Below are 14,345 nucleotides of genomic sequence, written 5' to 3'. Positions count from 1 at the left end.
TTCGATTTAATACATTCATTTACAGTGCCATATGAAGTAACTTGAAGGATTTTTTGCGGACCTTATCTCCTATACAGACACACTAAGCCTCAATAAATTAAGGAAGGTTTTTCGTTATGAATATTAAGTCATTGGCAGATAAAATTTATATTGCCTTATGCAATTACTCATCGACAGGATAAAATCGATAGTCCATATTTCGGACGACGAAGTGGGGTTAATAGGACAACTTTTTTCGGAAAGGAAATTGAAAAAAGGGGAGCACTTTTTACAGGAAGGACAAATCTGCCGCTCGGCGGCGTTGATCGGCACCGGCCTCGTCAGGTATTATGTCAATGAAGATGGCAACGAGGGCACCTATTACTTCGGCAGCGAGGGAGACTTTGTGTGTGATTATGAAAGTTTTTTGCCGCGGACCCCCTCAACCAAAAACATCCAGGCATTGGAAGATACGTTATTATTCGCGATCAGTTACGACAACCTGCAACGGCTTTACCGTGAAGTAGAAGCGGGTGAACGCCTGGGCCGTTTGGCTATCGAGCAGGTATTCGTTAGTATATTGCAGCAATTATCCTCGTTCTATAAAGATTCGCCCGAACTCCGTTATCAGCGTTTTCTTAAAACATTCGCCGGTATCAGCCAGCGGGTGCCGCAATACTATATTGCCTCCTATGTGGGCATCAAACCACAATCTTTATCCCGTATCCGGAAAAGAGCTACCCTGTAGTATTTATTAACCTGGGTGAATGACCAGGGATTTTGAGCTGGCGACATTTGCTTTAACAAAGCAATAAAGCAAATGAAAACACAAACAATCAATTCATGGGGCCCGCGTTCGGCCTCGTACTGGATGACCGCCGTAGTAGCGACAGGCATCATTTTCCTGGGTGCACGGTTTATGCTCGATCCGCAGGCCGGGGCCGAAGGTTTCGGCATCACGCTGGCTTCAAACAAAGCAACGCTTGCCTACGGCTGGATCAAAGGTATTCGCGATATATTTTCCGGCATCGTCGTACTCACGTTCCTCATCTCGCAAAACCCACGTGCAACTGCTATCGCTTTTGGCGCGGCCATCATTATTCCGGTTTCCGATTGTCTGACCGTGCTGGCGGTAAACGGCACAGCTGACATTACGCATTTACTCATCCACGGCATTACGGCAGTGTACATGATGATTACCACTTTCCTTTTATTCAAAGCAAAAAAGTAAAACCATGAACACTTTGATCCTACATATACTCAACGGCGTAGCGATAGTCGCTACTGCCGTTGTATTCGGCACCGATGTTTTCTTCACACTGGTTGGTAAAAAAGCCGCTGCTAAAAGCCAGGATGCATCCATAGCGGTGTGATGGGCCATTTGCATGAAGTAGCCGATGCCAGGATGCCGTTCATAGGCGTTACGGCCATCCTTTCCAGTTTATTTCAGATCGTCTGGCCGGCGTCACGCATATTCATGGACAATTGGCGCTGATTTCTTTAGTAGCCTTGCTGGCGCACCTTACGGTGTACCTGACCATAGCCAAACCCATCAATAAGTTGATGACAGAGGGCGTCAAATTTGGTAGGCTAATAGCGAACATCAGGGAATTGCAGCAGCGCTGGGACAGCATGATCTGGCTGCGCGCAGCCTTACTATTCATCGCCATGGCCGCATTGATCATCGTCAACTATTGCTGATGCTGTCTTTTAAGTTTAACTTCGGTCATGATCTTCAGCTTTTCCGCCACGCCCGATTTTGACTTCATGACGCATTTCGCCCGTCATCTCGGCGCATCGGTAGAAAACAATGTGTTGCAATTCCCGGGATCATTGGGTGAAGGGTATATCCGTAAGCTGGCTTTTACGCCCGATTTTAAGATCACCCTGCATCATTATACCCTCAAAGAAGACCTGGTGATAAAACGCAATTCCTCCGGGCTGGGGAACGAACTGATCACCCTCTTCTTTTACAGCAATGAAGACACGCTGGAGATCGCTTTTAACGACGAGCAGCAGGTACGCTTTTCTGAACGGGAAGAGGCGGCTATCCAGGTCACCTCCAATGATCTGAATTCTACTATACATTTTCCCAAAGGTCACGCTGTTCACTATATCGTGATCGCCATCAAACCTGCCTACCTGAAAACGCTGTTGCATATCCATCAGCCTAATGACGTCATCAAAACGATCACTACCAGCGGCAGTTCCTTTCTGTATTTTGAAAGTATGACCTCGGAAACGAAGAACCAACTGAAGCACATGGCTGCTATAAATATGCAGGATGATCTGAGTCATTTTTATATGCAGGTAAAGGTGCAGGAACTGATCTACCTGCTGTTCCGTCAACTCACCCTGCGAGAAAACACGCCGCATTACAGCATCAATAGCGCCGATGTGGAAAGATTGCTGTTTATCCGCAACGAACTATTGAAAGACCTGAGCGTACCGCCCGTACTCAGCGAACTGGCGCAACTGGCGGCCATGAGCGAAACCAAGCTGAAGCAGCTTTTCAAACAAACCTTTGGCGATACCATCTACAATTATTACCAGCGCGCCCGGATGGAAGAAGCGGCTTTCCTGTTAAAACAAGGCAAGCGCTCGGTAGCCGAAACCGGTTATGAACTCGGCTTTTCCAACCTGAGCCACTTTAGCCGTTTGTTTGAAAAACATTACGGTCTAACACCCAAACGTTACTCTGCCCAGGCTTAAGCATCCCTTGCCGGATTGGACTGATTTTGCGTCTTTTTGCGCTATTTTCCGCTGCGCATAAGCGGCAACTTTGCTATGTCAATTAAAACATAGCAACATGAAAAAGATATTTGAGCCGTACCATAACGGCAGCTTACAATTAAAGAACCGGGTGGTGATGGCGCCCATGACCCGCAGCCGGGCCATTAATAATGTGCCCAATGCCTTAATGGCTACTTACTACAAACAGCGTTCAGGCGCCGGGCTGATCATTACCGAAGGTACCTCACCCAGTCCCGAGGGTTTAGGTTATCCACGCATTCCCGGCATTTTCTCTGATGAACAAGTAGCGGGCTGGAAACTGGTAACAGAAGCCGTACACGAGGGCGGCGCTAAAATATTTCTGCAATTGATGCATACCGGCCGTATCGGGCATAGCAGCAATTTGCCGGAAGGCTACCAACTGGTGAGTTTGTCGGATCTGAAAGCCGCCGGTGAAATTTATACCGAAACCGGTATGCAGGAATTCTCTGCGCCTGTCGCGCTGGCTGAGCAGGGCATCGCCCGGATCATTGCCGACCACGTAAAGGCAGCAAAGAACGCTATTGATGCCGGCTTTGACGGTGTGGAACTGCATGGTGCGCATGGGTACCTGCTGGAACAGTCGTTAAACCCTATTGTAAATGACCGTACAGATAGCTATGGCGGCTCCATCGAAAACCATAGCCGCTTGTTACTGGAGATCGCGCAGCAGATTGCCGACAGCATTGGCGCAGATAAAGTTGGCCTGCGTATTTCACCTTATCTGACCTCCAACGATATGCCGGCTTATGACAGTGCGGAAGTCCATCAAACCTATGTGTACCTGGCGCAACAACTGAACCGCCTGGGTATCGCTTACCTGCATATCTCAAACAATCCGGGCATCCCGGAAGAAACGCATCAGGGCATCCGCGCCGCCTTTAAAAACACGATCATCTACTGTAACGGCTTTACGGCAGAAACTGCCGAAGCCAAACTGCAGGATGGCTCGGCTGACCTGGTAGCCTTCGGCAGAAGTTTTTTAGCCAATCCCGATTTTATCAATCGGCTGGAAAAAAACGCACCCTTAAATGAGCCGGATTATAACACGCTATATACGCCCGGCGAACAGGGTTACACCGATTACCCGGTATTAGAACAATTATCATTCACCCTTTAAAACATATCAAAATGAAAATTACAACAACAGGCTCATTAGGCAATGTAGCCAAACCCCTAGTACAAAAACTGATCGCAGCAGGACATGAAGTAACCGTGATCAGCACCAAAGCAGACAAAACAAGCGAGATCGAAGCTTTAGGCGCTAAAGCGGTTATTGGCTCTATCAGTGACGCAGCCTTTTTAACCGAAGCCTTCAAAGGCGCAGATGCCGTGTATACCATGATGCCGCCATCCATGGGGCCCGGCAACATGATCGAAAACATTGCGGCAGCTGGCCAAGCCTATGCTGATGCCATCAAAGCCGCAAATGTGAAACGCGTGGTGATGCTGAGCAGCGTAGGCGCTGATGCGCCCGCAGGAACCGGCCCGGTTGGCGGCGTGCACCGGGTGGAGCAGATCTTTCAGGATCAGTTAACTGATGTCAACGTGACCATCGTTCGCTCCGGCTTCTTCTATGTCAACTTCTTCCGGGACATTCCGCTTATCAAGAATAGAGGCATCTTCGGCAATAACTATGGCGGCGATGACCGTCTGGCATTGACCCATCATGACGACCTTTCGACAGCTATCGCTGCTGAATTGCAGGCCAAAGGAAATGGCTTTGAGATAAAATATGTGATCAGCGATATCTCGACCGGTAATCAATTGGCCGCCTTGTTTGGCCAGGCCATCGGCAAACCTGAACTGACCTGGACCGAGATACTCGACGAACAACTGAAGCAAGGTATGCTGGGTGCCGGTTTGCCAGCTGAACTGGCCGGGCTCATTACTGAACTGGGCCAGGGCGTAAGGGCCGGCATTGTGATGAAAGACTTTTTTGCAAAGGGCGGAGCAGTGACCGGAAAGATCAAACTCGAACAATTTGCGGAGGATTTTAAAAACCGTTATCAGCAAGCCTAAGCATAAAATCCATCGGGATGTACCTGTAAGTTCGTCCCGATGGTTTCATGATCATCAAAAAAAATAGCCATGACCAACAACGTAAAGCATATCAACAGCAGCCAGGGGAAGCATCTTTCCATCATGGGCGACAATTACCGCATCGTGATCTCCGGCAAAGAAACCAACGGCGAATTTGCGATGATCGACATGCTGGTGCCGCCGGGTGGCGGCCCAGGTCCGCACGCACACGCAGCTTTCCACGAAACATTTTACGTGGTGGACGGGGAAGTGGAATTTAAAACGGAAGCCGGAGCAACGATCGCCCGCAAAGGAGACGTGCTTACGGTACCTAAAGGCGGCGCGGTACATGCTTTCAAAAACATCAGCGGCAGCATGGCGCACCTGTTATGTACCGTGGTACCAGCGGGCCTCGATGCCTTTTTTGAGGAGATCGGTACGCCCGTGCAGGCGGATGAATTTCTACCGCACCCGCACCTGGACAAAGAGGCGGTCGAAAAGCTGATGGCCATTGCCAAAATGTATGGACAGGAGGTTTACCCGCCCGATTACCTGGATAAATAATCAAAACATTCATCTACCAATCAATACAAATAAGATGAAATCCATATCATAAGACCCAACAATAATCTATCTATAATGCTTAAATAAATAGCTATGAATACAACAAATAAAATCCTGCTGGTTACCGGGGGTAGCCGGGGAATTGGCAAGAGCATTGCCATCAATGCTGCTAAACGGGGCATCGGCGTTATCCTGACCTACAATCATCGAAAAGAACAGGGCGAAGCCGTAGCGGCGGAGATCAATCAAGCCGGTGGCAAGGCCGTTGCATTGCACCTGGATACGGCAGCCGTTCAAAGTTTTGATCACTTTAAAGGCCAGGTCGTTCAGGCGTTGAAAGACAATTGGGGGCGTGATACTTTGGATTACCTAGTGAACAATGCCGGTATTGCCCAGCGTTCACTGATCAAGGACACCACTGAAGCGATCTTCGATGAACTTGTTAATGTAAACTTTAAAGGCGTGTTCTTTCTCAGCCAAACATTGTTGCCACTCGTCAAGGATGGCGGCCACGTGATCAATATTTCTTCTGCCCTGGCCAGGGTTTCTTTTCCAGGCAGCGCCGTGTATGGGGCCTTGAAGGCGGGGCTAGAGTCGTTAACACGGTATTTTGCAAAGGAACTGGCTGATCGGAAGATCCGTTTCAACAGTGTGGCCCCCGGGGCTATTGATACCGAGTTCGGCGGTGGTAAAGGAGACAAAGCGCACCGCCAACAAATTGCTTCGGCGGTGGCGCTCGGGCGGCTCGGCGATGCCGATGACATTGGCATGTATGTAGCATCCCTTCTCTCAGAAGACAGCCGGTACCTTAATGCGCAACGAATTGAAGTAGGCGGCGGTATCATGATTTAAGGAATTAATCTTCAGTTTGATTTTACTACTTTATTTAGTAAATTTGAAAAAGAAGTTCTTTCCAAAAATCACACAATTAAGTGTATTTATCTCGGGTGCTAAATCGGGTACCATTGATGATATGCAATAGAATATATCTCTAAATGAGCGCATTTCAGAGTTTTGGACAGTCCCGTCCATTCCGCTAAAAACAACTAAAATCCCGTAAATTAAATGTTTGCAGGCTTTTTAATTTCTGAAATATGCCAAAACATCCATGTTTTACCATAACAAAGGTGAACAATTCTGTGAGCATATTTGAGAAATGCAATTGCCCACCCGAAACGTTGTAACGAATTGTATTACGGGTAGTTAAGCTGTTGAGCATCTTGGCTGCAAATGATGAAATAAACAATTTTGTTTCACTAAAAAATCATTTGTAATGAGAACGCAAGTCAACTTGCTTTTTTATCTAAAAAAAGAACAAACTACAAAATCGGGCCGGTAACCATTTATTTGCGCTTTACGATAGAAAGTCGGCGAGCCGAAGTATCGACCGGGAAAGTCTGCGACGCTACCCGTTGGAATGTTGAGGCTGGCAGAGCGAACGGTACCGGGAATGGCTGTTTACATCAATATACATAATCACAGCTCTCTTTCACTGCCGGTTGACGCGGTATAACTGACGCAAATCATTTTTTTCACTGATGGTAAACACCTGTTGAAGCTGTTGATCTTACTAACTTTCGGAAAGGAGAGATTTGACAATGAATGACAAACATTTGCTTTGGATGCTTTTGGGTTGTGGCGCCCCATTGTTGCTTATTTTTTTAGCGCCGCTGTTTGGTATAAAAGGTAATATTTCCACTTTTATTTTCATTATTGCCATGTTCGGTTGCCACCTCCTGATGCCAATGCATCATGCTCGTAATAAGCATCCGGACAATTCGATGCACGATCCAAAAAAACCCGGCAGGCTTCAAAAATAAGGCTATCTAAAAATTAGTTGATCACTTTAAATGATTTAATTATGCAACGGATCATAGTAAAAAAACTTGGTTTTGCCTTTGGGGTCACCGCATCGCTTGTTCACATAAGTTGTATATTGCTTATGGCAACTATCGGAAAAGATAACAGCGTAAAGTTCTTTAATTCCATTATTCATGGTATGGATTTTTCTACTGTTGTCCGAACGGGTATTCCGTTCTCAGAAGCAGCCATCGGCGTGGCTGAGGTTTTTATAATTTCCTGGTTAATTGGCGCCTGTATTGCAGCCTTTTACAATGCTTCGATCAGGAACGACAGATAAAAATTAATCAACCGTTTATGGACTCGGTCACTATCAAGTATGAAAGTAGCAGTATTCAGCACACACAAGTTTGAAAGGGATTACCTTATATCAGCCAATAACAATCGGCATGAATTAAAATTCCTGGAATCAGTATTGTCGGAGGATACGGCCGACCTGGCGGCCGGGCACATTGCCGTGAGCATTTTTGTAAATGATCACGCATCGGCCCCGGTTCTTGAAAAGCTAAAAAAGTTTGGCGTAAACTTTTTAGTATTGAGATGCGCCGGATTCAACAATGTCGACTTGCAGGCGGCAAGCCGGCTTGGCCTGAGAATAGCCCGGGTACCGGATTACTCACCTCATGCTATAGCCGAGCATACAATTGCCCTGATACTTGCATTAAACAGAAAGCTGGTACGGGCCCATAACCGTATCATGGAACAAAACTTTTCGCTCGACGGACTGGTTGGGTTTGACACGGTAGAAAAAACCGTAGGGATCATCGGAACCGGAAAGATCGGGGCATTAGTTGCGAAAATAATGCATGGTTTTGGATGCAGGATACTTGCATTTGACCCGGTTCCAGATGAGTCCCTGGTCAATCAATTTCATGTTACCTACACGGACTGCGATACTTTGTGCAGGGAATCCGACATCATAACGCTTCATGCTCCTCTAACAGAAGCATCAAAATACCTCATTGACAGCGACTGCATAGCCACCATGAAAAAAGGCGTAATGCTGATCAATACCAGCCGCGGTAAATTAGTTAATACAAAAGCGGTTATAGATGGATTGAAGGATGGGAAGATCGGCTATTTCGGCATGGATGTCTATGAGGAAGAAGACGGGTTGTTTTTTGAAGACCATTCTGAAGACATTTTATTGGATGATACGATTGCTCGCCTGATGGTATTTCAAAATGTTCTGATAACCAGTCACCAGGCATTTTTAACAGAAACGGCTTTAAGAAATATTGCGGATGCAACCGTTTATAATATAGATTGTTTTGAGAATGGATCGTCATCCGGCAATGAAATTCTATCTTACGGGGCAGCATCACAAAAATCATCATCACACAAACGTTTTAGTCCATGAACACAATGGCATGGAGCATGCAGGACATGACCATGGAAAAATGATCGCAGATTTCCGCAAGCGTTTCTTTGTTGTACTCGTTCTGACGATCCCCATCATGCTGTTTTCCGAAATGATCCCAGCGTTTTTCGCCAAAAACTTAAAAGCCCCCGCTTTTCAGTAAGGCTTTTTGGCATTTTAGCTATTTGTATAAATTTGCTATAACTCTTCAGAAGATTATGTACCAACGGCTATTTGATTTTCTTGATAAACATCGCACTATTAGCGAAGATGATAAAAAGGTTATCATGGAGCACAGCGCTGTCCGTAATGTATTCGAAGGCGAAGTGCTTTTAATGCCGGGCCAACGCGCGCGCGAGTTGTTCTTTATCTGCAATGGTATATTGAGAACTATGGTTACCAACAGCAAAGGAGACAGGTTTACCCAGTTTTTTGTAAAGGAGGACCATTTTTGCACCATTCTGTATAGTTTTAACGACTGCGTTCCGGCGGGAGAAGGTATCGAAGCTGCCTGTAACGCAAACCTGATCGTATTTACACGCAGTGGCTTTGAAAGTATCTGTGCGGTACTGCCCTGGTTTCGCGACCTGTTCGACGGCATTTCTAAAAGATCGCTGATGGAAAAAATAAAAGTGCGTGGCGGTTTATTAGGCGAAGATGCAACAACACGCTATCAAAAGTTCCGCACCAGCCATCCGGATATTGCTGCAAGGGTGTCGCTTACTGATATTGCCTCATACCTCGAGATCACCCCGCAATCCCTAAGCCGTATCCGGCGCATTGCAAAATAATACCCGCTTTTTGCTTTTTACCATTTGGTAAGCGTTTGGGAGGTGTTATCCCGGAAATTTGTGTCATCAAATTAATCAACATGAACAACACAAATTCCATATCCGGAAAAACAGTTATCATCCTTGGCGGCAGCGCCGGCATCGGGCTGGCAACTGCAAAATTAGCTGCACAGGAAGGTGCGCGGGTCATCATCGCGTCGGGCAACCAGGCACGCATTGATGCAGCTCTACAGCAATTGCCCGCCGGCAGTCAGGGTTATGCGGTCGACCTGAGCAAGGAGGAAAGCATTGCCGGATTCTTCAAAACTATCGGTGCTTTCGATCATCTCATTTACACCGCCGGCGAGAACCTCAGCCTCTCGCCCATTGTTGAAGCCGATATCGAAAAGGCGCGCAGCTTTTTCAACGTACGCTATTGGGGAGCTTACACCGCAATAAAATACGGTGCTCCAAAGATAAAACAAGGTGGTTCTATTGTGCTGACAAGCGGAGCTGCCGGCCGGCGCGGCGGCGCAAGCTGGTCTGCAGCGTCAAGTATCTGTGCTGCAATGGAAGGTCTGACTCGCTCCCTGGCTATCGAACTTGCGCCCATACGTGTCAATTGTATTGTGCCTGGTTTTGTTAAAACAAACCTGTGGGACTACCTGGACAGCGAAACCCGCGAAACCATGTATGCAAATGCCGCAAGTGCGCTTCCGGTAAAATATGTTGCCGGGCCCGAGGATATAGCGCTAAGCTATATTTACCTGCTTAAACAGCCTTACAGCACCGGAGAGTCGTTACTTGTAGATGGTGGTCATGTATTGATATAGCCTTTATAAACAGGCACTAAGAAATCCATTAATCGTGCATTAAACCCCGGCTTGAAAAGCCGGGGTTTTTTTGTAGGCTGATAATTTTAAGATCAATCGGTTTTTTTTAAGCATAAATCAGAAACCCGGTTGAGCGTGTCTTGGTCTTAAATTAATTAAAAAGGATATGGGACACATTACAATTTTAACGGCAGTTATGCTTCGAACAATATAAAATCAGATCCGGCCTCAAAATAAAAAAGACTTTTTACCGCAAATCTTATTAAAATAAACTTTCAGATAAGTTAATTTTATAATTAATATTATTAAAAAATTATATTTCTATGCGATTCGCTGTTTTATTGTTAGATATTTACTTGATAATCAATTGTTTAAAAAACACCAATTTGAATATAATTTATTTGTTTTTTAAAAACACAGATCATATTTTTATTATATATTTACAAACATTCGCGCGGCGCCCGTGATGAATTATGAGTTTTTCCCCTTTCGCGACGGCCTGGTCTGGCCGGCAATGGAATAGAGAAGCGCCGCCTATATATAAATAAGGGTATTTGAGAGCTTTTGCTGGCCTGGGCTACGCGTTCTGCGCGCGTATGGCGCTGTCCAGCCGGTTTTGATCGCATTGATTTAACTATAAACCTAATATCACAATGGCAAATAACAGAGCCGACCTCTTTCTGGAGATATCGGCATTACTCACGGGCTTTAACAAAGCCGAATTACAGGGCACCGGTATGGTAGCGACATACTATAATACCGTGGCAAATATTCCTCAGGACCCAAACTACTCCGACCAGGAGCTGGCGGCAAATGAAGCCAACGTAGGCTTCTTTTTTGAAGAAGTAAATTCGATACTGAAAGAAAACAAAAAAGATGAAAGTAAGCTTCAGCAGGCCATCGCCGGCAGGCTGATGCCTCTTTCGGCTTATAACGGCCTGGCGCAATCTATCATCACGCTGTGGTATACCGGTAGTTGGGGCGCAAACGTGGTTAATGCGCAGGCGTACATACAGGGGCTGATGTGGGATACCGCCGAAGCGCACCCGCCCGGAGCGAAACAACCCGGCTTTGGTTCGTGGAGTTTTCCGCCTTTATAATTTAATTGCTCAATACAACTTATTTTTTGATATGAAAACAGATCACTACGACGTGGTAATTGCCGGGTCGGGCATTGCGGGTTCGCTCATAGCCAAAACCCTCACACGGGCAGGTAAAAAAGTATTATTGCTCGAAGCGGGCCTGCAGGCCGGGGTCGCGTTAGACAGCGATGGCGCCTATAATAATTATATGAGCTACCTCGACAGGTTTTATAATGCCGCTGCCAAGGTGCCCAACTCGCCCTATCCAATACTGAAAGACGCGCCAACATCAAACGTGCTCGATGTGGTTAAGCTTACACCCGGAGGGCCGCCTCCGCCGGGATACCTGGTGCAGATGGGGCCCTTACCTTTTGCCAGCGATGCCGTTCGCGGGCCGGGCGGTACCATGCTGCATTGGCTGGGTACCACGCTGCGCATGCTGCCCAACGATTTTAAGATGAAAACCGTTTATAACCAGGCTGTGGATTGGCCCATTACGGCCGACGACCTGAGGCCCTATTATGAAATGGCCGAGTTGGAGATCGGTGTATCTGGTGAGGTATCTGAGCAAACCTACCCGGATACGCCGGCTCCTAAAGCGTATTTTGGGAAGGACTATGTGTTCCCGATGCATAAAATACCGCAGAGTTACCTGGATACGGAGATTGCCAAAGGGGTACAGAATATGACGGTTAAACTCAACAAACGCCAGTACAAGATCAATTGCATCAGTACACCGCAGGGCCGTAACTCCACGCCAAACGCCAAATACCCTTACCGGGATGTGATATGGAACAAAGCTGAGAAAAAATTGAAGCTGACCGGCCTGCTGGGAGAAAAATACGATTATAACCCGGTTCCGTCCATCTGGGATGCCTATACCGGCCAACGCTGCGAGGGCAATGCCAGTTGTGTGCCGATATGCCCGGTGCAGGCTAAATACAACCCGTTGAAAACACTGAAACGGTCCAACTTCGATCATCTTACTATCATCACACAGGCAGTGGCCTCGACCATCAATATCGACGAAAAGACCAAAGAGGTAACCGGCATAGTGTATAAGCGTTACAACAACCCCGATTCGCCCGAGTATACTACCGGTGTAGCTGCAGGCAAGATATACGTGCTGGCCGCCAACGCCATCGAGAATGCCAAGATACTGCTGGCATCGGGTGCCGCAAACAGCAGCGACCAGGTAGGCCGTAACCTGATGGACCACATGGTCATGCTCACCTGGGGGCTGACCAAAGAAAAGATCTACCCGTACCGCGGCCCGGGCTCGACCACCAATATCGCTACCTTCAGGGATGGGCCGTTCCGGTCGGAGCATGCAGCCTGGATATCGCCCTTTGATAACTGGGGCTGGAGCTGGCCGGTGTTCTCGCCCGGTTCGGATGTGAGCGATGGCTTAGCGATGGGTTTGTTCGGTAAGCAACTGCGCGATTACCTGAACGAAAGGCTTACCCGCCAGTTTTTGCTGCACTTTGAGTGCGAGCAAAGCCCCGACCCCGATAACCGCGTCACCATCGATCATCAGTACCTGGATCCGCTGGGCAATTATAAACCCATCATCCATTATTATGCTACCGATTATATGCTTAAATCGATGGAGGCGGCCAAAACCGTATCCGATCAGATATTTGCAGCCAATGGCATTGAAGACCATACGGTTTACAACCCCGTAACCGACGCCGGTTATGTAACCTATAAAGGCCAGGGTTATACTTACCGCGGCGCCGGGCACATTGTAGGTACGCACCGCATGGGCTTTAACAAACACGATTCGGTAGTGAACCACGAGCAGCGCACCTGGGATCACCCTAATCTGTTCCTGGCCGGCTGCGGCAATATGCCAACGCTCGGTACATCAAACCCGTCATTAACCATGACCGCCCTCACCTTTAAAGCCGCAGAGGCCATTCTTAAACAACTCGAAAAATAAACATGAAAGCTGCATATCAACAACCTCATAACCCAAAACGGCAAAAGCTGCTTAAACCGCTTCCGACACCCAAACAGGTTAACCTGCTTATGGCGGGAAAGCATACCCGCGATGACGGCACCATCCGTACCCTGGCCGAACTGAAAAGCGCTTTGCAGAACGCCATCGAACTGGAGCACTCTACCATACCTACTTATTTGTGCGCGCTCTACTCCATACAGGATGGTACTAACCAAAAAGCCGTCGAAACCATCCGAAGCATCGTGGTGGAAGAAATGCTGCACATGATTTTGGCCTGCAATATCCTGAATGCCATAGGAGGCGAACCGGCGATCAATAAGCCCGGTTTTGTGCCGACCTATCCGGGCCACCTGCCCGATAGCGATAATTCGTTCGTTATCAACCTCGCTAAATTTTCGCGCGAGTCGGTCGATGTTTTTTTGAAGATCGAGAAACCTGCTACCACGAGCGAGCCGCCCAAAGCCAAAGGTTATCAAACCATCGGACAGTTTTACCAGGCAGTACGCATTGGCCTCGAGTATGTTAACGATAACACACCGGGCGGCATTTTTACCAAAGACAAAAAGCAACGCGCTAAACAGATCACTGCTGAACATTACTACGGGAGCGGCGGCCAGATTATACCGGTTTATACCATTGATGATGCCCGCGAAGCCATAGCCGAGATTGTTGGCCAGGGCGAGGGTATCGACGACACTATCGAAGATTCGGATCAGCAGATGTTTGGCCAGGGTATCGAGTATGCGCACTACTTCCGCTTTAACGAGCTGCACGAGGAGCGTTTGTATAAGGATACCGACACGCCAAAAAGCGGCCCGACCGGCGACAGGATCGTAGTGGAATGGGATGCGGTGTACAACATGAAGCCCAATCCTAAAATGGACGACTTTAAGGCTTATCCCGAACTGCTCGAAAAAGTCCGCGACTTTAACCGCACTTATACCCTTTTGCTGGATAATATCCATAACGCCTGTAACGGGCAGCCCGATTTGTTGATGAAAGGCGTTGCCATGATGTACCAGCTTAAGTACAAGGCTATCGCGTTGATGAACATCCCGGTACCCGGCACCAGATACATGGCCGGGCCAAGTTTCGAATTCGAAAAATAATTTAAATACCAATCCAATCCGTAAAATCTTA

18 protein-coding genes are annotated in these 14,345 nt (G+C 47.4%); all 18 read left to right on the top strand.

Features of this window, described 5'->3' with window-relative positions; translation table 11 throughout:
* Positions 1-157 precede the first annotated feature (157 nt).
* Entirely contained in the window at positions 158-727 is a 570-nt protein-coding gene (locus BEL04_RS22265; protein WP_066007704.1) for a Crp/Fnr family transcriptional regulator, read from the top strand.
* Between the two features lie 72 nt (positions 728-799).
* Positions 800-1,210, top strand: a complete 411-nt coding sequence (locus tag BEL04_RS22260; protein ID WP_066007700.1) for a DUF4267 domain-containing protein — start codon at positions 800-802, stop codon at positions 1,208-1,210.
* 4 nt (positions 1,211-1,214) lie between these two features.
* On the top strand, positions 1,215-1,352 hold the full coding sequence (locus BEL04_RS24480) for a hypothetical protein (RefSeq protein ID WP_175404134.1): 138 nt from the start codon (positions 1,215-1,217) through the stop codon (positions 1,350-1,352).
* Positions 1,353-1,464: 112 nt separating this feature from the next.
* The gene (locus BEL04_RS23935; protein WP_083228035.1) at positions 1,465-1,680 is read left to right on the top strand and encodes a hypothetical protein; all 216 of its coding nucleotides are present in this window, start codon (positions 1,465-1,467) and stop codon (positions 1,678-1,680) included.
* Positions 1,681-1,707: 27 nt separating this feature from the next.
* Complete coding sequence (locus BEL04_RS22250) at positions 1,708-2,691, top strand: AraC family transcriptional regulator (RefSeq protein WP_066007699.1); 984 nt, start codon at positions 1,708-1,710, stop codon at positions 2,689-2,691.
* Positions 2,692-2,788: 97 nt separating this feature from the next.
* Positions 2,789-3,871 (top strand): alkene reductase, encoded by a 1,083-nt coding sequence (locus BEL04_RS22245; protein ID WP_066007697.1) that lies wholly within the window; start codon positions 2,789-2,791, stop codon positions 3,869-3,871.
* A gap of 11 nt (positions 3,872-3,882) precedes the next feature.
* Positions 3,883-4,773 (top strand): NAD(P)H-binding protein, encoded by an 891-nt coding sequence (locus BEL04_RS22240; RefSeq protein WP_066007695.1) that lies wholly within the window; start codon positions 3,883-3,885, stop codon positions 4,771-4,773.
* Between the two features lie 69 nt (positions 4,774-4,842).
* Positions 4,843-5,337 (top strand): cupin domain-containing protein, encoded by a 495-nt coding sequence (locus BEL04_RS22235; protein WP_066007693.1) that lies wholly within the window; start codon positions 4,843-4,845, stop codon positions 5,335-5,337.
* Positions 5,338-5,430: 93 nt separating this feature from the next.
* On the top strand, positions 5,431-6,189 hold the full coding sequence (locus BEL04_RS22230) for an SDR family NAD(P)-dependent oxidoreductase (RefSeq protein ID WP_066007691.1): 759 nt from the start codon (positions 5,431-5,433) through the stop codon (positions 6,187-6,189).
* A gap of 746 nt (positions 6,190-6,935) precedes the next feature.
* Entirely contained in the window at positions 6,936-7,157 is a 222-nt protein-coding gene (locus tag BEL04_RS22220; protein WP_066007680.1) for a hypothetical protein, read from the top strand.
* Positions 7,158-7,198: 41 nt separating this feature from the next.
* Positions 7,199-7,477, top strand: a complete 279-nt coding sequence (locus BEL04_RS22215) for a DUF5676 family membrane protein (protein ID WP_066007677.1) — start codon at positions 7,199-7,201, stop codon at positions 7,475-7,477.
* Between the two features lie 39 nt (positions 7,478-7,516).
* On the top strand, positions 7,517-8,557 hold the full coding sequence (locus BEL04_RS22210) for a 2-hydroxyacid dehydrogenase (RefSeq protein WP_066007676.1): 1,041 nt from the start codon (positions 7,517-7,519) through the stop codon (positions 8,555-8,557).
* A gap of 10 nt (positions 8,558-8,567) precedes the next feature.
* Positions 8,568-8,720, top strand: coding sequence for a hypothetical protein (locus BEL04_RS24475; protein ID WP_175404127.1), 153 nt, complete (start codon positions 8,568-8,570; stop codon positions 8,718-8,720).
* A gap of 55 nt (positions 8,721-8,775) precedes the next feature.
* The gene (locus tag BEL04_RS22205) at positions 8,776-9,348 is read left to right on the top strand and encodes a Crp/Fnr family transcriptional regulator (protein ID WP_066007675.1); all 573 of its coding nucleotides are present in this window, start codon (positions 8,776-8,778) and stop codon (positions 9,346-9,348) included.
* Positions 9,349-9,428: 80 nt separating this feature from the next.
* Positions 9,429-10,160 (top strand): SDR family oxidoreductase, encoded by a 732-nt coding sequence (locus tag BEL04_RS22200; RefSeq protein ID WP_066007674.1) that lies wholly within the window; start codon positions 9,429-9,431, stop codon positions 10,158-10,160.
* A 653-nt stretch (positions 10,161-10,813) separates the two neighbouring features.
* Positions 10,814-11,260: a hypothetical protein gene (locus tag BEL04_RS22195; RefSeq protein ID WP_066007672.1), complete on the top strand. Its 447-nt coding sequence runs from the start codon at positions 10,814-10,816 to the stop codon at positions 11,258-11,260.
* A 31-nt stretch (positions 11,261-11,291) separates the two neighbouring features.
* On the top strand, positions 11,292-13,184 hold the full coding sequence (locus tag BEL04_RS22190; protein WP_083228033.1) for a GMC family oxidoreductase: 1,893 nt from the start codon (positions 11,292-11,294) through the stop codon (positions 13,182-13,184).
* Between the two features lie 2 nt (positions 13,185-13,186).
* Positions 13,187-14,314 (top strand): ferritin-like protein, encoded by a 1,128-nt coding sequence (locus BEL04_RS22185; protein WP_083228032.1) that lies wholly within the window; start codon positions 13,187-13,189, stop codon positions 14,312-14,314.
* The last annotated feature ends 31 nt before the right edge of the window (positions 14,315-14,345 follow it).

This window comes from Mucilaginibacter sp. PPCGB 2223, from assembly GCF_001705515.1.
Classification (GTDB): Bacteria; Bacteroidota; Bacteroidia; order Sphingobacteriales; family Sphingobacteriaceae; genus Mucilaginibacter.
This window is presented reverse-complemented; position numbering and strand designations above follow the sequence as displayed.